15 protein-coding genes and 1 pseudogene are annotated in these 17,249 nt (G+C 71.3%); 4 read left to right on the top strand and 12 right to left on the bottom strand.

Going from position 1 to position 17,249, the window contains the following annotated elements; genetic code table 11:
- Positions 1 to 6 precede the first annotated feature (6 nt).
- From ACH4D3_RS08830 to ACH4D3_RS08780, 11 genes and pseudogenes are all read right to left on the bottom strand, one after another.
- On the bottom strand, positions 7 to 675 hold the full coding sequence (locus tag ACH4D3_RS08830; RefSeq protein ID WP_398318228.1) for a hypothetical protein: 669 nt from the start codon (positions 673 to 675) through the stop codon (positions 7 to 9).
- Positions 672 to 1,193: a hypothetical protein gene (locus ACH4D3_RS08825; RefSeq protein ID WP_398318225.1), complete on the bottom strand. Its 522-nt coding sequence runs from the start codon at positions 1,191 to 1,193 to the stop codon at positions 672 to 674. The genes ACH4D3_RS08830 and ACH4D3_RS08825 overlap by 4 nt, the downstream gene beginning before the upstream one ends.
- Complete coding sequence (locus ACH4D3_RS08820) at positions 1,190 to 2,473, bottom strand: MlaD family protein (RefSeq protein ID WP_398318222.1); 1,284 nt, start codon at positions 2,471 to 2,473, stop codon at positions 1,190 to 1,192. The genes ACH4D3_RS08825 and ACH4D3_RS08820 overlap by 4 nt, the downstream gene beginning before the upstream one ends.
- Positions 2,470 to 3,666, bottom strand: coding sequence for an MCE family protein (locus ACH4D3_RS08815; protein ID WP_398318219.1), 1,197 nt, complete (start codon positions 3,664 to 3,666; stop codon positions 2,470 to 2,472). The genes ACH4D3_RS08820 and ACH4D3_RS08815 overlap by 4 nt, the downstream gene beginning before the upstream one ends.
- Positions 3,663 to 4,676, bottom strand: a complete 1,014-nt coding sequence (locus ACH4D3_RS08810; RefSeq protein WP_398318216.1) for an MCE family protein — start codon at positions 4,674 to 4,676, stop codon at positions 3,663 to 3,665. Before ACH4D3_RS08810 ends, ACH4D3_RS08815 begins: the two co-directional genes overlap by 4 nt.
- The gene (locus ACH4D3_RS08805) at positions 4,673 to 5,722 is read right to left on the bottom strand and encodes an MCE family protein (protein ID WP_398318213.1); all 1,050 of its coding nucleotides are present in this window, start codon (positions 5,720 to 5,722) and stop codon (positions 4,673 to 4,675) included. The genes ACH4D3_RS08810 and ACH4D3_RS08805 overlap by 4 nt, the downstream gene beginning before the upstream one ends.
- Entirely contained in the window at positions 5,719 to 6,783 is a 1,065-nt protein-coding gene (locus ACH4D3_RS08800) for an MCE family protein (RefSeq protein WP_398318210.1), read from the bottom strand. The genes ACH4D3_RS08805 and ACH4D3_RS08800 overlap by 4 nt, the downstream gene beginning before the upstream one ends.
- Positions 6,780 to 8,036: an MCE family protein gene (locus ACH4D3_RS08795; protein ID WP_398318207.1), complete on the bottom strand. Its 1,257-nt coding sequence runs from the start codon at positions 8,034 to 8,036 to the stop codon at positions 6,780 to 6,782. The genes ACH4D3_RS08800 and ACH4D3_RS08795 overlap by 4 nt, the downstream gene beginning before the upstream one ends.
- A 1-nt stretch (position 8,037) precedes the next feature.
- The gene (locus ACH4D3_RS08790) at positions 8,038 to 8,844 is read right to left on the bottom strand and encodes an ABC transporter permease (RefSeq protein ID WP_115741938.1); all 807 of its coding nucleotides are present in this window, start codon (positions 8,842 to 8,844) and stop codon (positions 8,038 to 8,040) included.
- 6 nt (positions 8,845 to 8,850) lie between these two features.
- Positions 8,851 to 9,603: pseudogene (locus ACH4D3_RS08785) on the bottom strand (MlaE family ABC transporter permease); the annotation flags it as partial.
- Between the two features lie 8 nt (positions 9,604 to 9,611).
- Complete coding sequence (locus ACH4D3_RS08780) at positions 9,612 to 10,622, bottom strand: ABC transporter ATP-binding protein (protein WP_398318204.1); 1,011 nt, start codon at positions 10,620 to 10,622, stop codon at positions 9,612 to 9,614.
- A gap of 652 nt (positions 10,623 to 11,274) precedes the next feature.
- Here ACH4D3_RS08780 and ACH4D3_RS08775 point away from each other — a divergent pair.
- The 4 genes from ACH4D3_RS08775 (at position 11,275) to ACH4D3_RS08760 (ending at position 15,992) form a co-directional block, all read left to right on the top strand.
- On the top strand, positions 11,275 to 11,907 hold the full coding sequence (locus ACH4D3_RS08775; protein WP_398318201.1) for a hypothetical protein: 633 nt from the start codon (positions 11,275 to 11,277) through the stop codon (positions 11,905 to 11,907).
- Positions 11,908 to 12,020: 113 nt separating this feature from the next.
- Positions 12,021 to 13,619, top strand: coding sequence for a DUF6801 domain-containing protein (locus tag ACH4D3_RS08770; protein ID WP_398318199.1), 1,599 nt, complete (start codon positions 12,021 to 12,023; stop codon positions 13,617 to 13,619).
- A 35-nt stretch (positions 13,620 to 13,654) separates the two neighbouring features.
- Positions 13,655 to 14,596 (top strand): hypothetical protein, encoded by a 942-nt coding sequence (locus tag ACH4D3_RS08765; protein WP_398318196.1) that lies wholly within the window; start codon positions 13,655 to 13,657, stop codon positions 14,594 to 14,596.
- A gap of 184 nt (positions 14,597 to 14,780) precedes the next feature.
- A complete protein-coding gene (locus ACH4D3_RS08760) occupies positions 14,781 to 15,992 on the top strand; it encodes a helix-turn-helix domain-containing protein (protein ID WP_398318193.1) in 1,212 nt (403 codons plus the stop codon).
- Positions 15,993 to 16,032: 40 nt separating this feature from the next.
- Here ACH4D3_RS08760 and ACH4D3_RS08755 read toward each other — a convergent pair whose 3' ends face one another.
- The gene (locus ACH4D3_RS08755; protein WP_398318190.1) at positions 16,033 to 17,001 is read right to left on the bottom strand and encodes an arabinan endo-1,5-alpha-L-arabinosidase; all 969 of its coding nucleotides are present in this window, start codon (positions 16,999 to 17,001) and stop codon (positions 16,033 to 16,035) included.
- Positions 17,002 to 17,249: the final 248 nt, after the last annotated feature.

The raw sequence follows: 17,249 nt of genomic DNA, 5'->3' as shown, positions 1-17,249 counted from the left end.
GCATGGTCAGCGGGCCTTGATGTCGACGATCCGCCAGCGGTCGTCGTCGAGCCGTGCGGTGACGGTGAGCTGGGCCGCCGCGGTGGTGGCCGCGGCGTCGCCCTTGGCCTTGGCCTTGCCCTTGCCCGTCTCGCGGTGGGAGGTCTGGTCGAGGAAGACCAGCAGGCGGGCCCGGTCGCCGTCGAGTTCGATCACTCCGGTGCGCACGGCGCGGGTGCTCAGGGTGACGCGCTGTTCGGTGAGGTCGTCGCGGACCCGGGCGAAGAGGGTCTCGTACTGGCGGGCGGCGCGGCCGTCGAGGACGGTGCTCGCGGAGCGTTCGGCGGCCGCGGTGCCGTCCGGGGTGTAGGAGAAGATCCGGGCGAGGGCGTTGCCGACGTCGCCCGCGACGCGGGAGGTGGCCTCCGTGTCGGTGAGCGCCCGGTTCCGGGCGGGCGCCTGTGACCTCAACTGGTGGGCCTCGTAGAAGAATCCGCAGCCGCCGAGGACGAGGACGGCTGCGGTGCCCACCAGGACCGCCTTCCGCAGGCGTCCGTTCGGCGGACGGGCGGCGGGGGACTCTGGCTCGGTGGCCTCGGCCTCGGGCTCGGCAGGGGCGTCCGTGTCGCGGGCCGGCTCGTCCACCGTGCCGGGCTCCGCTGCGGCGCTCCTGCGCAGCAGCCACGTCGGTGTCATCGCTCCTCTCCCTTCTCCTCCGCGACCGGCACCGCGCTCAGTGCCCTCACCTTCCACTCCCCCTCGCCCGTGCGGGCCAGGACCGCCTCCAGGCGCTTGCGGTCGGTGGCCGGCTTCTTCGTCCCGGCGGTCCCGGCCGGGGTGACCCGGACGCGGACGGTGGCGATGAGCTTGGCCGTGCCGGACCGGGTGTCGAGCGCGGTGACGGCGGCCTCGGTGACCGTGCCGCGCGCCGAGCTGCCCGCCTTGGCCTCGGTGGCGCCGAGTTCCTTGCGCAACGGCCCGGTGGAGACGGCACGCCAGTCCCGGATGCTCCGCTCCGCCCGCTGCCGGGTGGCGGCGTCGAGCGTGGTGAGTACGGCGATGCCCGCGCGCCCGTCGGCGAGCGCCTCGTCCCGCTCCCGGCCGTAGGCAAGCCCGTCGTCGGTACGGGCCTGCGTGTACGTCCACGCGCCGGTGCCGCAGAGGGCGAGGGCCAGCGCGAGCCCCGCTCCGGCGAGGATCCGGGCCCGCCTCATCGGGTGCCTCCCGCGGCCGGGGCGAGGAGTCCGGTCAGGCCGTTCGGAGCCTCACCGCTCTGTCCGGGCAGGGCGAGCGCGCCCGGCAGCGCCGGGGAGCCGCCCTTGGCCGGGGCGGTCCCGCCGCCGCCCGAGGGCAGGGAGCCGGGCCGGGCCGGTTCGGGGACCGCGCCGCTCTTCGGGGCGTTGGCCGAGCCGCGTACGTTCTTCCCGCCCGACGCCGGGGCGGTGCAGGCGGCGTCGGTGTTGAGGGCGGGCGCGGTGCCGAGGTCGAGGCCGTTGCGGTAGCGGGTGCCGCCGTAGCCGTCGGTGCAGGGCAGGGGGCTGAAGAAGGTGACGGCCAGGCCGAGGTCCAGCTTGCCCCCGTCGACGGCGGTGGCACCGGCGGAGACGGCCGCCGGGTACTTCACGAGGAGTTCCTCGATGCCGCGCTGCCGGGTGACGGCGACCTCGGAGGTGGTCAGGAGGTTGGCGAGGACGACTCCGAGGCTCGGGTCGAGGTCCCGCAGCAGGCCGCTGACCTGGGTGGCGGCCTCGGGGGTGACGGCGAGCAGGCGGCGCAGGTCGGCGTCGGAGCCCTTGAGGGCGGCGGCCAGGTCCTTCGCGCCGACGGCGAAGTCGCGGATGGCCCGCGCCTCCTGGGCCTGGGTGCGCAGGACGGTCTCGCCGTCGTTGATGAGCAGCGTGGTGGACGGCAGGGCGCGGTCGGCGGCCTCGACGAAGTCGCTGCCGCTGTCGAGCAGCACCTGGAGGTCGTCGCCGTGCCCTTCGAAGGCCTTGCCGAACTCGTCGACGACCGTGCGCAGATCCTCCAGCGGGACGGAGCTGACCAGGTCGTCGACGCTGGTGAGGACGTCGGTGACGGGTGCCGGCACCTCGGTGTCGGCCTGTTCGATGCGGGTGCCGTCGGCGAGGTAGGGGGAGCCGTCGCTCTCGGGCCGCAGGTCGATGTACTGCTCGCCGACGGCGGAGAGCCCGGCGACCACGGCCTTGGTGTCGGCGGGGATGCGGGGCGCGGACTTCTTGATGCGCAGTTCGGCGACGACGCCCTCGGCGGTGAGGTCGATCGGGCCGACGCGGCCCACCGAGACGCCCCGGTAGGTCACGTCGGAGTGGGTGAACAGTCCGCCGGTGCGCGGGAGTTGGACGTCCACGGTGTAGTAGTCGGCGACGCCCACGTAGCGGCCCAGGTCGGCGTAGCGGATGCCGAGGAAGGAGAGGGCGAGGACGGCGATGAGGAGGAAGGCGAGGTTCTTCAGCCGTACGGCGAGGGTGATCACCCGTGTTCACCCCCGGACGCCGGTCCGGCCCCGGACGCCGGTCCGGCCCCGGACGCCGGTCCGGCCCCGGACACGGAAGGCAGCGACAGGGGCGCGGTGGAGGCCGTCGCGGACGCGGTCGGCTCAGGCGTGGGCCCGTCCACCAGCGGCGGGATCACCTCGGTCCCGGGCACGGCGACCATGCTCAGGTACGTGTTGAGGTAGTCGCCCTTCACCCCGCGCAGCACCTCGTCGGTGAACGGGTACGTCAGCAGCACCTGGAGCGAGTCGGGCAGGTCCGTGCCCGCGTCGGCCAGGGCCCTCAGCGTCGGCGCGACGGCCTTGAGGTCGGCGATCATGTCGTCCTTGCTCGCGTTGATGGTGGAGACGGCGACGCCGGACAGCGTGTCGAGGGAGCGCAGCATGGTCAGCAGGGACCCGCGCTGCTTCTCCAGCGTCTTCAGTCCGGGCGAGAGGTCGGTGAGGACGGTGCCGACGTCGTCCTTGCGGGTGGCGAGGGTCGAGGAGAGCCGGTTGACGGCGTCGAGGGCGTCGGTGATGTCCCCGCGGTGGTCGTCGAGGTCGCCCACCAGGGTGTCGACCCGCTTCAGCATCGAGCGGACCTCGGGTTCGCGGCCGCCGAGCGCGGCGTTGAGCTCCCGGGTGATGGTCTTGAGCTGGTTGACGCCGCCGCCGTTGAGGAGCAGCGACAGCGCGCCGAACACCTCCTCGACCTCGGTGCTGCGGCTGGTGCGGGCCAGTGGGATGACGCTCCCGTCGGTCAGCCGGCCGGTTCCGGTCTCCTTGGCGGGCGCGACGAGCTGGACGTACTTCTCGCCCAGCAGGCTGGACTGTTCGAGCCGTGCGGTGGCGTCGGCGGGCAGCCGCACCTCGCCGTTGACCTCCATGGTGACGCGGGCCGACCAGTCGTCCTCGCCGAGTTCGATGCCGGTGACCCGGCCGACGGCGACGTCGTTGACCCGTACCGCGGAGTGCGGGACGAGGCTGAGCACGTCCTGGAGTTCCGCGGTGACGGTGTAGGGGTGGTCGCCGAGGTCGGCGCCGCCGGGCAGCGGCAGGTCCTCGATGCCGTCGAAGCCGCTCGGTACGACGGTGACCCCGCCGAGGGTCAGGGCGAGGGCGAGTCCGAGGGCGGCCAGTCCCCCGGCGGTGAGACCGGCCACCCGGCCCCCGGGGAGCGTCGCGCGCTTCATCGTCCCTCCCCCTTCTCCGTCCCGGCCACGGGCAGCGGCAGCAGCGGGCCGCCGCTGCTGATCTCGTTGAGGTTGGCGCGGCCGTCGAGGGTGCGGGTGTCGGGGTTGTAGGCGTTCACGACGTTGTCGGCGGCCAGCGGTGCCACGTCCAGCGCCTCGGCCAGCGAGGCGCGCTGCTCGACCAGGGTCCGGGTGATGGGGACCAGCCGGTCGACGTTCTTCTTCAGCTCGCCCCGGTTGTCCTCGATGAAGGTCTTGACCTGGCCGAGGGCCTTGCCGAGTTCCTCCAGGGCGCCGGTGAGGTCGTCCTTGTTGTCGGCGAAGAAGCTGACGACCTCGTCCAGGCGTTCCTGGGCGGTGCGCACGTCGGTGTCCTTGTTCTTCAGCATGGTGGTGAAGGTCTGGAGGCTGCCGAGCGTCTTGAACAGGTCGCCGCTGCTGCCGTCGAGGGTCTTGGCGGCCTTGCCGAACTGCTCGACGCTGTCGCCGATGGCCTCGCCGTTGCCGTCGAGGTTGTCGGCGCCGGTCTTCAGCAGTTCGGACAGGGCGCCGTCGGAGTTGGCGCCGTCCGGGCCGAGGGCGTCGCCGAGTTCGGTGATGGAGTCGTAGATCTGGTCGATCTCGACGGGGACGTGGTTGCGGGAGGCGGGCAGCACGGCGCCGTCGGCGAGGGCGGGGCCCGTGCGGTAGGCGGGGGTGAGCTGCACGTAGCGGTCGGCGACGACGCTGGGCGCGACGACGACGGCCCGCGCGTCCTTGGGTACCTTGATCCCGTCGTCCAGGCGGAGGCCGACGCGGACCCGGGTGCCCTCGGGGTCCACCGACTCCACCTCGCCGACCCGTACCCCGAGGATGCGCAGGTCGGACCCGGCGTAGACGCCGATGGCGCGGTCGAAGTAGGCGGTGACCCGGGTGCCGTCGGGGGCCAGGACCCGGGCGGCGGCCAGGCCGCCGGCGGCGAGGAGCACGAGGGCGAGCACCCCGGTGAGGAACTTTCGCCGTCGGGTCATCGCGCACCGCTCCCCTGGGCCGCCGCCGGCTGTTTCGGCGGCAGGCATCCGGTCTCGGGCTGGGAGGTCTCGGGCAGGTAGTCGCGGGGTACGACGCCGCACAGGTAGCTGTCGAACCAGCGGCCGTTGCCCAGGGTGTTGCCGACCAGGCGGTAGTAGGGGCCGACCAGGGCGAGGGTCTCGCCGAGCCGGGTGTTGTTCTTCTCCAGGACGCTGGTGACGCGGCCGAGTGCCTTGAGGGTGGGGCCGAGCTGCTTCTCGTTGTCCTTGACGAGGCCGCCGAGTTCGGTGCCGAGGTCCTGGCTGCCCTTGAGCAGGGCGCTGATGGCGGTGCGGCGGTCGCGGAGTTCGCCGAGCAGCGGACCGCCGTCCTCGATGAGGGTCTCGAAGCTGGACTTGTTGTTCTGAAGCGTCTTGGTGAACCGCGCGCTGCCCTTGAGGAGTTCGGAGAGCTTCGCGTCGCGCTTCGAGATCGACTTCGACAGGTCGGACAGGCCGGTGGCCGCCTTGCGCACGTGCGGCGGGGAGTCCTTGAAGGTGTCGGAGATGGTCTCGAAGCTCTCCGCGAGCCGTCCGGTGTCGATGTCGTCGACGGTGCCGCTGAGGTCCTGGAAGGCCTGGGTCACGTCGTAGGGGGAGGTGGTGCGGGCGAGCGGGATGCGGGCGCCGGGGTCCTGGCGGCCGGAGCCGAGCGGGTCGAGCGCCAGGTACTTGTCGCCGAGGACGGTCTTGATGGCGATGGCGGCGGTCGTCCGGTCGCCGAGCCAGGCGTCCTCGACCTCGAAGGTGACCTTGACCTTGGCGCCGTCGAGCGCGACCGAGGTGACCCGGCCGACCTTGACGCCGGCGATGCGCACCTCGTCGCCCTCGTCGAGGCCGGCGGACTCGGAGAAGTCGGCGCTGTAGGTGGTGCCGCCGCCGAACGGCAGCCGGTCGACGTTGTAGACGAGGAGGCCGATCAGGGTGAGGACGAGCAGTCCGGCGACGCCGACGGCGACGGGGTTGCGCTCCTTGACCGGCTTGATGCGGGGGCGGGGGCGCGTCATCCGCGGCACCTCGATTCGGTGATCGCGATGCCGGTCGGCGGCTTCGAGCCGTCGGAGGTGCTCACTCCGCTCACGCGCGCCTCGCAGAGGTAGAGGTTGAACCACGAGCCGTAGGAGGACAGGCGGGTCAGGGCGGTCATCTTGGCGGGGCTCTTCTCCAGGAAGTCCTCGATCTGCGGGGTGTGTTCGCCGAGGCCCGCCGAGAGCCGGCCCAGTTCGCGGATGTCCTGCTTGAGGGGGGCGCGTCCGTCTTCGAGGAGTCCCGCGGTGACGGTGGTCAGGTCGCCCATGGCGGCGACGGCCTCGCCGAGGGGTTTGCGGTCCTGGTTGAAGCCGGTGACGAGCTTCTGGAGGGTGACCACGAGGTCGTCGAAGCCGTCCTCGCGGTCGTTGAGGGTGTCCAGGACGGTGGTGAGGTTCTCGACGACCTCGCCGATCACCTTGTCCTTGGCGGCGACGGTCGTGCCGAGCGAGCCGACGTGGCGGATCAGGCTGTCGACGGTGGCGCCCTCGCCCTGGAGCACCTGGACGATCGATCCGGCGAGTTCGTTGACGTCCTTCGGGGACAGGCCCTCGAACAGCGGCTTGAAGCCGTTGAAGAGCAGGGTCAGGTCGAGCGCGGGCGTGGTGCGCTCCAGCGGGACGGTGCCGCCGTCCGGGAGGGTGCCGGTGAGGTCGCCGCTGCCGCGGCCGAGGGAGACGTAGCGCTGGCCGACCATGTTGAGGTACTTCACGGCGGCGGTGGTCGACCGGGGCAGGGTGCGGTCGTCGCGGACGGTGAAGGTGACCTGCGCGGTGCGCCGGTCGACGACGCGTACGTCGGTCACCTCGCCGACGCTCACCCCGGAGATCCGCACGCTGTCGCCGTCGACGAGCCCGGTGACGTCGGTGAACAGCGCCTTGTAGGTGCTGGTGCCGGTGCCGGAGTCGACACTGGTGCCGGCCACGCTCAGGCCGAGCACGGTGGTGGCGAGGGCGGTGACCACCACGAAGACGAGGGACTTGACCAGCGGTCCGGTCAGCGGACGGCGCCGGGTGTGCGCGAGGTCGGCGCCGGTCATCCGAGGGTCACCTCCGTACCGCGGTAGACGGGGCCGACGAGCAGGCTGCTCCAGTCGGGCAGGTCGCCGGGGCTCTTCCCGGCGGCCGGGGCCAGGAGTTCGTTGACGAGGTCGTTCTCCTGCGGGGAGTTGGCGGGCCCGAGGTCCTGCTCGGCCGCGGGGGTGGCGGCCTGTGCGGTGGGCCGGGGCAGGGCGCCGAGGTAGGGCACGGAGGGGCAGCGGGGCCCGCCGCCGGAGTCGTACACCGGGGTGTCGCGGCCGGGTCGGTAGGCCCCGCGCGAGGCGACGCTGGTGACGTCCACGTGGATGCCGGGCCGGTCGGTGCCCTTGCCGAGCGCCTTGTCCATGGCCGGCACGAACTCGGCGAGGGTGCGCAGGGTGCAGGGGAAGGCCGGGGAGTACTCGGCGAGGAGTTCCAGCGTGGGGCGGCTGGTGTCGCCGAGCCGGATGATGTTGTCCTTGTTCTTGTGCAGGAAGGCGGTCACGTCCTCGGCCGTCCGGGTCGTGGCGCCGAGGGTGGCGGCGAGTTCCGCCTCCTGCTCGGCGAGGGTGCCGCTGGTGGTGGTGAAGTCGGTGAGCGCCGTGATGATGTCGGGCGCGGCGTCCGCGTAGACATGGCTGACCTTCACGAGTTCCTTGAGGTCGCGGTTGAGGGCGGGCAGGTGGGGGTTGAACTCCGCCAGGTGCTCGTCCAGCAGGGTGAGCGTGTCGCCGAGCCGCTCCCCGCGGCCTTCCAGGGCCTGCGAGACGGCGGACAGGGTCGCGGAGAGCTTCTGCGGCTGGACGGCGGTGAGCATCGGCAGCACGTCGTCGAGCACCTGCTGGAGCTCGATGGCGTTCGCGGACCGGTCCTGGGGGACCACGGCTCCGGCGGCCAACGGCTCGGGCGAGGGGTTCGCGGGCGGTACGAGGGCCACGAACCGCTCGCCGAACAGGGTGGTGGGCAGCATCTGCGCGCGGACGTCGGAGGGTACGTCGTCCAGCGCGCCGGGCTTCATGGCGAGGGTGAGCCGGGCGCCGTCGCCGGTGGCGTCGATGGCGCGGACCTCGCCGACGACCACGCCGCGCAGCTTCACCTCGGCGCCGGGGTGCATCTGGTTGCCGGCGCTGCCGGTCTCGACGACCACCGGGTCGGAGTCGGTGAACTTCTTGTCGTAGACGGCGACGGCCAGCCAGATCAGCAGGGCGGGCACCAGTACGAACACGACTCCGGCGAGCCGGCGGCGCAGGGTCTGTCCTTCCGGTCGGCTCATCTCACCCCGCCACCTTCACGGTCGTGGTCGCGCCCCACAGGGCCAGCGACAGGAAGAAGTCGGTGACGCTGATCAGCACGATGGCGTTGCGCACGGAGCGGCCGACGGCGACGCCGACACCGGCCGGGCCGCCGGAGGCGCGGTAGCCGTAGTAGCAGTGGGCGACGATCACCATCACGCTGAAGATCAGCACCTTCAGGACGGAGAGCAGCACGTCCGTCGGGGAGAGGAAGAGGTTGAAGTAGTGGTCGTAGGTGCCCCGGGACTGCCCGTTGAACAGGACGGTCACGTAGCGGGAGGCGAGGAAGGAGGAGAGCAGCCCGATCGCGTAGAGCGGGATGATGGCGACGACGCCGGCGATGATGCGGGTGGTGACGAGGTAGGGCATGGAGCGGATGCCCATGCCCTCCAGCGCGTCGACCTCCTCGTTGATGCGCATCGCGCCGAGCTGTGCGGTGAAGCCGGCCCCGACGGTCGCGGAGAGGGCGAGTCCGGCGACGAGGGGTGCGATCTCGCGGGTGTTGAAGTAGGCGGAGACGAATCCGGTGAACGCGGCCGTGCCGATCTGGTCGAGGGCCGCGTAGCCCTGGATTCCGACGACGGTCCCGGTGAAGAGGGTCATCGCGATCATCACGCCGATGGTGCCGCCGATGACGCCGAGGCCGCCGGAGCCGAAGGCCACCTCCGCGAGGAGGCGCTGCACCTCCTTGAGGTAGCGGCGCAGGGTCCGCGGGACCCACAGCAGGGCCCGGACGTAGAAGAGCAGTTGGTCGCCGGAGCGGTCGAGCCAGACGAGCGGGGAGGCCATCGGACCTCAGCCTCCCTTCGGCGGGACGATCTGGAGGTAGATGGCCGTCATCACCATGTTGACGAAGAAGAGCAGCAGGAAGGTGATGACGACGGACTGGTTGACGGCGTCGCCGACGCCCTTGGGGCCGCCGCGCGGGTTGAGGCCCCGGTAGGCGGCGACGATGCCCGCGATGAACCCGAAGACCAGCGCCTTGAGTTCGCTGATGTAGAGGTCGGGCAGCTGGGCGAGGGCGGAGAAGCTGGAGAGGTACGCGCCGGGGGTGCCGCCCTGCATGATGACGTTGAAGAAGTAGCCGCCGAGGATACCGACGACCGAGACCAGGCCGTTGAGCAGGACCGCGACGCCCATCGCGGCCAGCACCCGGGGCACGACCAGCCGCTGCACCGGGGAGACGCCCATGACCTCCATGGCGTCCAGTTCCTCGCGGATCTTGCGGGAGCCGAGGTCGGCGCAGATCGCCGAGCCGCCGGCGCCCGCGATGAGCAGCGCGACGATGAGCGGGCTGGCCTGCTGGACGACGGCGAGGACGCTGGCGCCGCCGGTGAACGACTGGGCGCCGAGCTGCTCGGTCAGGGAGCCGACCTGGAGCGCAATGACGGCTCCGAAGGGGATCGAGACCAGGGCGGCGGGCAGGATGGTCACGCTGGCGACGAACCAGAACTGCTCGACGAACTCGCGGAACTGGAAGGGTCTTCGGAACACGGCCCGGACGACTTCCGCCGCGAGCGCGAAGAGCCGCCCGGTCTGCCGCAGCGCGCCGGTGATCACGCGCCGCTCCCGGCGGTGGGCATCGGCAGGGTGGCCGCCTCGGAACTCTTGGCGTAGGTGTCCCGGATGGCGGACCGCGCGGCCGACGGCAACGAGTCGATCATGCCCATGACACGCTTGCGCCGGCGGGCCACGGCCTGCCTCGGCGGCAGGCCGGGCGACGGCTCCAGCTGCGGGACGATCACCCGGGGCGCGGCGGGGGCCGCGGGGGCGGCGTCCGCCTCGGCGGCGAGGGTGGCCGCGTCCTTCTCCTCGGACATCCCGATGGGTCCCTCGCGCCGGCCGCCCAGGAACTGGGCCACGACCGGCTCGTCACTGGTGAGCAGCACCTCGCGCGGGCCGAAGGTGACGAGTTGGCGCAGGAAGAGCATCCCCATGTTGTCCGGCACGGTGGCCGCGATGTCGAGGTTGTGGGTGACGATCAGCATCGTCGCGTCGAGCTGCGCGTTCAGGTCGATCAGCAGCTGGGAGATGTAGGCGGTGCGGACCGGGTCGAGACCGGAGTCCGGTTCGTCGCACAGGATGATCTGCGGGTCGAGGACGAGCGCGCGGGCCAGCCCCGCCCGCTTGCGCATGCCTCCGCTGATCTCTCCCGGAAGCTTTCCCTCCGCGCCCAGCAGCCCGACCACCTCGATCCGCTCCATGACGATGCGGCGGATCTCGGACTCCTTCTTGCGGGTGTGTTCGCGCAGCGGGAAGGCGATGTTGTCGAAAAGGGACATGGACCCGAAGAGGGCGCCGTCCTGGAACATGAGACCGAACAGTTTCCGGGTCTCGTAGATGTCCCTTTCCGGACTGTTCACCATGTCCACCCCGTTGATGAGGACACGGCCCTGCTCGGGTTTGAGCAGCCCGATGAGCGACTTCAGGAAAACGGTCTTACCGGTTCCGGACGGGCCCAGCATCACGCTGACCTCTCCCGCCGGAAGAGTGAGTGACACGTCCCGCCAGATGCTCTGCTTACCGAAGGACTTGGTCAGGCCCTCGACCACTACTTCGATTCCCATATCACCTCCAGCGGACGCCAATCGGATACGCGCTGCGGGCCCGCACGTTAAGTCGGCCCGAAGCGCACTGACAACGGGTGCGGCACGGATCTTCGGCACCCCCGCGGAACTTGTCACCGCGCTGACAACCTCGCCGCCCCGCACTTGTCTCCGGGGAGACAGGGCAGGGTCTCGCGGTTCCGGGGGGTGTGGATCCCGCGGGACCCCGCCGGCGGACCCCCCGGCCCGATGGAGGGTGGGCCAGAACGCGTCCGCCATGGCTCCGGCCGACGGGGGCCACCGACCTGGAACCGAGCACCGCACCGGCACGTTACGGCCGAGTAACCTCGGCGGGCAACACCGGGTCCGGAGTTTTCCGGGATACCGACTTCGGCCATCCGGAACCTGTCAGGGAAGGCACAAGAACCCGCCGGCTACTTGTCATCGGGTGAGTATCGGAACCCCCTCGCGTGGGACGGTGACGGAGCAGGACCACCGCGAGCCGAACGCCTCGGCCTTGGCATCGGATGACTAAGCCGAATCGCGTTTCACTCACCCCGGAAACAGCTTGTTCCACTTTTCAAAGAATCATGGACGGCCGCATTGTTCGGCTATGTTTCCGACGAGTAACGTCACGGCCCAATCCGGTCAACCCTCAAGGAGAGTCCGAGTCATGAAGAAGAACATGAGAAGGTCGGCCCTCGTGGTGTGTGCGGCCGCGTCGGCGCTCGGCCTCGCCGCCGCCCCCTCCTCGGCGGCGCCCTCCACGGTGTGGACGGTCAACCCCTCGCCGGCCGCCTTCAAGGCCGTGAACGTCGGCAACATCGTGCTCACCGCCACCATCCCCATGACGTGCACGACCTCGACCGCGGCCGGGACGATGGCGAGCACCACCGGCAACCCCGGGGACGTCGCCGACATCACCACCATGAACTTCGGTGCGTCCGGCTCGCCGTGCACCAGCGTCCTGGGCAACGTCACCACCACGTCGGTCACCCCGTGGGACGTCGTCGCGGTGGACTACGACGCCTCCACCGGTGTCACCAAGGGCTATGTCGGCAACGTCGAGGCCAACGTCACCGCCGGTGCCTGCAAGTTCACGGTGACGGGCCAGGCCTCCGGCACGTACACCAACTCCACCGGCGTCCTGGCGATCAACAGCACCTCCGGTGAACTGGCGGTCAGCAACCCCGTCAACTGCGGGGCGATCGTCACGACCGCCACCAAGCCCACCTTCAAGGGCAACTACGCCGTCACGGTGGCGAGCACCGGCGCCATCCCCACCATCGTCGGCTCCAACCCGTAGGCCGCCGTCCAGCCCCGAACGCCCGGCCGGCCCCCCGGCCGGGCGTTCGCGGGCCCCGTGCCGCGCGCCCGAGCAGACCGGCGCCCTGTCCCGAGCCATCCGAGCGGAGTCGCATGAAAGCCACGCCAGCCGCCGCCCCGCGGCCGTCCCGGGTCCGTGCCCGCACCACGTCGATCGCCGCGTTCGTCGTGCTCGCCGCCCTGGTCCCGACCACGGCCACCGCCTCCGGCACCCAGGAGGTCGAGGCCGAACTCCCCTACGTCTGCACCCTCCCCTCGGGGCAGCTGTCCGCGACGGTCCGGGTCTCGGCCGACTTCCCGGAGCGGGCCGAGGCCGGCGAGGCGTTCACGCCGTCCGACGTCACCACCACCGTGGAGCTCCCGGCGGAGGCGGTCGCGGACCTCACGGCGCGCGACGCGGCCGAGGTACGGGCGGCCACCCGGCTCGCCGTCGGCGTCGCCCAGAACAAGGCCACGGCCGCGGCGACCTGGCGGGGCGGCGCCGAGCCCGTCGCGCTGCCCGGGTCGGGTCCGCTGACGCTGGTGACACGGGGCGACGTCCCCTCGGTGGCCGGCCGCAGCGACGGCGACCTGACGTTCTCCGCGGGCGCCCTCTCGATCGACCTGGCGCTCAAGGCGGCGGACCCGGCCACCGCGGACCCCGGCTCGCTGACCGTCGACTGCGCCCTCGCCGAGGACGCGCCGGAGCAGGGGCTGCTGGCCACCGTACCGGTCGGCGCGGGCGAGCAGGCACCGAGCGGTTCGCCGTCCTCGTCGGGACCGGCCGAGTCCTCCGGGGCGCCGGACGGCGGACAGCCGGACGGAGCGGGGGACCGGCGGCCGGAGCGGCAGTCCGAGCGCTCGCCCGAGGTGCTGGAGAACACCCCCGGCGCCGCCGCGGACCGCGACGACGTCCCGCCCTGCCGCTACGACGAGCAGCACCCGCCCACGGACGTGTCGCTCAACGCCTATGTCACCGGCTACGCCAACGTGAAGAAGATGAAGGGCGCCGCGTACCTCCCGCCGTCCTGCGTGCTGATCGAGCAGGGGCTGCCCGTGCCGGGTCCGCCGGATCCGGAGTACCTGATCTTCGACACCCTGTCGTACGCGAACTTCCACTACCGGGAGCGCAAGCAGACCCCGCCCTTCGAAGCGACGTTCCTGTCCTTCGACTTCGCCCCGGTGAAGGCCACCATGGTGCTGGAGCAGACGGGAACCATGCGGATCGACTCGCGCATGAAGATGCGCCTGTCCGACTTCACCACGATCACGGACACCTACGTCCGGGCCCCGCTGGTCCTGCACGTACTGGACCTGGAGGTCAACGGGACGCCCCTGGACGTCGGTTCCGGGTGCCGGACCGAGACGTCCCTCACCTCCGAGGACCCGGACCCCGCGAACTTCCCCGGCGACCACCTGGTGCTCTACGGCCGGGGCGAGCAGATCATCGGCCTGCCGGCCACCGGTTACCTGCTCCTGAGCGGCGGCGTGCTGTCCGGCGAGACGACCATCCCCGCCTTCACCGGCTGCGGCACCGACGGCGAGGACCTCGACCGCCTGCTCACCGCCTCCGTCTCGGGTCCCGGCAACCAGATCAAGCAGGTCCAGGGCCAGACGTGCGCGATCGCCGCCCCCGTCTTCCCGAGCCCCGAGAACGAAGGCCAGTGCACCGAGGACCTCCAGCCCTACGAGATCCCCGTGGCCGAGCGTTGATCCCCCATCTCCCACCTCCACGGAAGGTCACCACCATGCGCCCGATCTCCACCCGCACCCGGCTCGCCACCGTGTCCGCGCTCACCGCGCTCGGCGCCTTCGCCTCGCTGGGCACGGCGACCGCCGCCGACCCCGCGCTGAACGGCGAGTGGGCCCCCTTCACCCGCTGCCCCGTGGACGCCCCCGCGATGCTGAACGCCGACGGCTTCGAGAAGACCCCGCAGTGCGTGGTGTCCAGCTCGGCGAGCGGCACCATCAAGCTGGGCGACACCACCGTGACAACCGGCAGAACCAACCTGCAGATGGGCGTCGTCCAGAACGCGGACGGCACCAGCAGGGTGGTCGCCCCCGCCTCCGGCGCGCTGGTCGCCGAGCCGGCCACCGTGCCCGGCGGACTGCTCGGTCTGATGTGCCCGAGCGACATATTCGTCATCACGGGCATCTGCGAGTCGCTGGAGAACTCCAGCCTCAACAAGATCACCGCGACCATGGAGTCGGCCGGCACGCCCTACGCCTTCGACCAGACCGCGGGCGTCCTCACCGACCTGCCCATCGTCGCCCTGCCGGTCCGCATCCACCTGGAGAACCCGCTGCTCGGCGACAACTGCTACATCGGGACGGCCGCGAACCCGATCGTGCTGCGCCCGGAGAACCGCGACTACCCCGAGTTCGGCATGACCTTCTTCCAGGGCGACGGCACCGCGGACGCGGCCGGCGAGATGAGCCGGATCAACCTCACCGGCGCCACCCAGAACGACAGCACCTTCGCGGTGCCCGGCGCCACCGGCTGCGGCCTGAACGTCGGTCTGATCAACCTCGCGGTGAACGCGAAGACGGGGCTGCCCTCCGCCTCCGGGAACAACAGCGTCACCCTGAACGACACCCGGACCCACCTCACCGGACTCAACGCACCCGGCACCGTCGTCCCCGACGCCGGCAAGGTGCTGGCCGAGAACTGGCACTCCGCCGTCGAGTAACAGCCAAAGGCACACACAACCGGGACACGATTCCTCCCCAAGAGATGTACAACACAACAAAGTTGATTTACCTTCAGCTCTGCCAGACCGGTGAACGCCCAGTGGACCGGTCCAGGCTCCGCCCGCCGAGGGCGGGGCCCGGTCGGCCCACCCCACCGGACATGTCGACGGCAAGGGATCACTCATGCCCTCAATCGCGCGTCCTTCGGTGCTCGGTGAACCGCTCGACCCCCTCCCCAAGAAGTTCGCGGCCTTCATGCGTCCGCTGCTCCCGGGGCTGCTGAACGAGATACGCACCGAGGTCACCCGCAGCTATCCGGTGTACGGCAGGCTGCTCAACGGCCCGGACGGGGACGCGATCCGCCAGGGCGTCGAGCAGGCGCTGACCGCCTTCGTGGACCGGGTGGCCGATCCCTCCAGCAGTTCGGAGCTGCGGGACGAACTGCTGCGCAGGTTCGGCCGGGTGGAGGCCTACGAGGGCCGCGACCTGGAGGTCCTGCAAGGGGCCTACCGGCTCGGCGCCCGTATCGCGCTGCGCCGGGCCAAGACGCTGGGCCGGCAGTACAGCCTCTCCCCCTCGCTGATCCTCGCCTTCGCCGACGCCCTCTTCGCCTACGTCGAGGAGCTGGAGGCGATCACCCGCGAGGGATACGCGGAGGTCCGGGAGCGGGCCGCCTCCGAGGAGTCCGCGTTACGAAGACAGTTACTGCACTTCCTGCTCGCCTCCTCGCCGCTGCCCCGCACGGCCGTCTCCGAACTGTGCAAGGCCGCCGCCTGGGAGCTGCCCCGCTCCTGCTTCCTGGTCGCGCTGCACCCTCCGGCGCCGGAGCACATCCAGGCGGCGCTCGACCGGGACGTCCTCGCCGACCTCGACATACCGCAGCCGCACCTGCTGGTGCCCGGGGACCTCACCCCCGCCCGCCTCGACATGATCCGCACGGCCCTGGCCGGCACCCGCGCCGCGGTGGGCCTGACCGTGCCGGTCGGCCAGGCCGCCGACTCCGTCCGCTGGGCCCGCCGCGTGCTGCAGCTCGTTGACGACGATGTCATACCCGACGCCCCGCTGATCCGCTGCGAGGATCACCTGACGACCCTGTGGCTGCTGTCCGACTCCGCCCTGGTCGACCGGGTCGCGGCCCGTGAACTGGCCCCGCTCGACGAGTTGCCGGCCAGGCGGCGCGACCGGCTGGTGGAGACGCTGCGCGTGCACGTGTCCACCCGGGCGCCCGCGGAGCAGGTCGGCGAGCTGCTGGGCGTGCACGCGCAGACCGTCCGCTACCGCCTGCGGACGCTGGACACCTACCTGGGCGACCGGCTCGCCGACCCCGACCACCGCTTCGCCATCGAGGTGGCCCTCCGCTCGCTGCACCTGCGCGGCCACGACGACCCGGAGTGACGACCGGGGGCCGGTGCGCGCGTCCGCACCGGCTGGCGGCTCAGTACGCCACGGGCCAGCCGCTGCTCCAGTCCAGGAGGTTGATGCCGAGCTTGGGCGTGCCGTTGTCGTCGCCGTCGTAGTAGTGGTAGACGATCAGGTCGCCGTCCACGTCGTTCGTGATCGACTGCCCGCCGGGGCCGATGACGCTGCCGTGCGACTCCAGCACCGGGGTCCCGCCGCCCGCCGTCATCGCGACGCCGCTGCGGTCCCGGTAGGGCCCGGTGACGCTGGTCGCCCGGCCGACCTTCACCTTGTAGGTGGAGCTGGTACCGGCGCAGCAGGTGTCGTAGGAGGCGAAGAGGTAGTAGTAGCCGTTCCGCTTGACGACGTACGGGGCCTCGACGGCCTTGGTGCCGGTCGGGCGGGAGGCGAGCGAGCGGCGGGCGGTGTCGGAGGCGAGCTGCTTGCCGGTGGCCGGGTCGATCCGGATCATCTTGATGCCGGTCCACCAACTGCCGAAGGACAGCCACCACTTGCCGTCGTCGTCGACGAAGAGGTTCGGGTCGATGGCGTTGTAGTCGCTGGCGGAGTCCGAGGTGTAGACGATGCCGTAGTCGCTCCAGCTGCCCGGCGCTGCGGTGGTGGAGCCCGCGAGGCCGATGGCGGAGGTGTTGGAGCCGAAGGACGAGACGGAGTAGTACATGAGGTACTTGCCGCCGTGGTACGAGATGTCCGGCGCCCAGGCCTCCGGGACGGACGAGTACCGCGACCACCAGCCGGGCCGCGAGCCGAAGGCGTCGGCGCCCGCGGAGAAGGCGGTGCGGTCCGAGGACGCCTTGCTGCTGATGCCGCCGCCGGTGGCGTAGAGCCGGTACTGCCCGGACGAGGTGCGGATCATGGTCGGGTCGTGGGTGACGACGGAGCCGGTGACCCGGCCGGGGTTCGGGTAGGCCGACGCCGTGGAGGGGACGAGGGCGAGCAGGGCGGCGGTGGGGAGGGCGAGGAGTGCGGCTCGTCTGCGACGCATGGGGGGCTCCTGTTGGTCGATATCTCGAACAATATTCGTGATGTCGGACGTGACGCCGTGACGGAACCTAGAATCGAAGCGCTTGCGCGTCAATGCCCGGAGCACCGGCGGCGGTTGATGTCCGGAAAACAGCGGGTGTCGAAGGTGGCCGGCGCGTGAATTCGAACCGTGGAGTCACCGGAGTCGCGCCCCCTCCCGCCGCTCCCCCGCCACCATGGCCTCCCGTGTCACCGTCCTGAGGGGGAGCC

It is taken from the genome of Streptomyces sp. NPDC018026 (assembly GCF_044327745.1).
GTDB classification, from domain to species: domain Bacteria; phylum Actinomycetota; class Actinomycetes; order Streptomycetales; family Streptomycetaceae; genus Streptomyces; species Streptomyces rubrogriseus.
This window is presented reverse-complemented; position numbering and strand designations above follow the sequence as displayed.

Bases quoted from the DNA above. Each gene is read 5' to 3' on its own strand.
- ACH4D3_RS08775 (WP_398318201.1), top strand. From the start codon at position 11,275: ATGAAGAAGAACATGAGAAGGTCGGCCCTCGTGGTGTGTGCGGCCGCG.
- ACH4D3_RS08830 (WP_398318228.1), bottom strand. From the start codon at position 675: ATGACACCGACGTGGCTGCTGCGCAGGAGCGCCGCAGCGGAGCCCGGC.
- ACH4D3_RS08810 (WP_398318216.1), bottom strand. From the start codon at position 4,676: ATGACCCGACGGCGAAAGTTCCTCACCGGGGTGCTCGCCCTCGTGCTC.
- ACH4D3_RS08790 (WP_115741938.1), bottom strand. From the start codon at position 8,844: ATGGCCTCCCCGCTCGTCTGGCTCGACCGCTCCGGCGACCAACTGCTC.
- ACH4D3_RS08770 (WP_398318199.1), top strand. From the start codon at position 12,021: ATGAAAGCCACGCCAGCCGCCGCCCCGCGGCCGTCCCGGGTCCGTGCC.
- ACH4D3_RS08795 (WP_398318207.1), bottom strand. From the start codon at position 8,036: ATGAGCCGACCGGAAGGACAGACCCTGCGCCGCCGGCTCGCCGGAGTC.
- ACH4D3_RS08765 (WP_398318196.1), top strand. From the start codon at position 13,655: ATGCGCCCGATCTCCACCCGCACCCGGCTCGCCACCGTGTCCGCGCTC.
- ACH4D3_RS08800 (WP_398318210.1), bottom strand. From the start codon at position 6,783: ATGACCGGCGCCGACCTCGCGCACACCCGGCGCCGTCCGCTGACCGGA.
- ACH4D3_RS08805 (WP_398318213.1), bottom strand. From the start codon at position 5,722: ATGACGCGCCCCCGCCCCCGCATCAAGCCGGTCAAGGAGCGCAACCCC.
- ACH4D3_RS08760 (WP_398318193.1), top strand. From the start codon at position 14,781: ATGCCCTCAATCGCGCGTCCTTCGGTGCTCGGTGAACCGCTCGACCCC.
- ACH4D3_RS08755 (WP_398318190.1), bottom strand. From the start codon at position 17,001: ATGCGTCGCAGACGAGCCGCACTCCTCGCCCTCCCCACCGCCGCCCTG.
- ACH4D3_RS08825 (WP_398318225.1), bottom strand. From the start codon at position 1,193: ATGAGGCGGGCCCGGATCCTCGCCGGAGCGGGGCTCGCGCTGGCCCTC.
- ACH4D3_RS08780 (WP_398318204.1), bottom strand. From the start codon at position 10,622: ATGGGAATCGAAGTAGTGGTCGAGGGCCTGACCAAGTCCTTCGGTAAG.
- ACH4D3_RS08815 (WP_398318219.1), bottom strand. From the start codon at position 3,666: ATGAAGCGCGCGACGCTCCCCGGGGGCCGGGTGGCCGGTCTCACCGCC.